The 539-nt window shown below is 58.4% G+C and carries 1 rRNA gene; it reads right to left on the reverse strand.

Annotated features, from left to right (window positions below):
- Positions 1-14: 14 nt before the first annotated feature.
- Positions 15-539 (reverse strand): 23S ribosomal RNA (locus tag ABD327_RS37245); the annotation flags it as partial.

Genomic DNA, 539 nt, shown 5'->3' on the forward strand with positions numbered 1-539 from the left:
GAAAGATGGTGTGTGTAGTCAAGTCGCTCGGCCTATTAGTACCGGTCGACTCCACACGTTGCCGTGCTTCCATCTCCGGCCTATCAACCCAATAGTCTGTTGGGGGCCTTACCCACCGTAAGGTGGAGGGAGTCCTCATCTGGAGGCAGGTTTCCCGCTTAGATGCTTTCAGCGGTTATCCTTTCCGAACGTAGCCAACCAGCCGTGCCCTTGGCAGGACAACTGGCACACCAGAGGTTCGTCCGTCCCGGTCCTCTCGTACTAGGGACAGATCCTCGCAAGACTCCTACGCGCGCAGCGGATAGGGACCGAACTGTCTCGCGACGTTCTAAACCCAGCTCGCGTGCCGCTTTAATGGGCGAACAGCCCAACCCTTGGGACCTACTCCAGCCCCAGGATGCGACGAGCCGACATCGAGGTGCCAAACCATCCCGTCGATATGGACTCTTGGGGAAGATCAGCCTGTTATCCCCGGGGTACCTTTTAGCCGTTGAGCGACACCACTTCCACACGTAGGTGCCGGATCACTAGGCCCAGCT

Origin of the sequence: Actinocorallia aurantiaca (assembly GCF_039533685.1) — a bacterium.
GTDB lineage: Bacteria > Actinomycetota > Actinomycetes > Streptosporangiales > Streptosporangiaceae > Actinocorallia > Actinocorallia aurantiaca.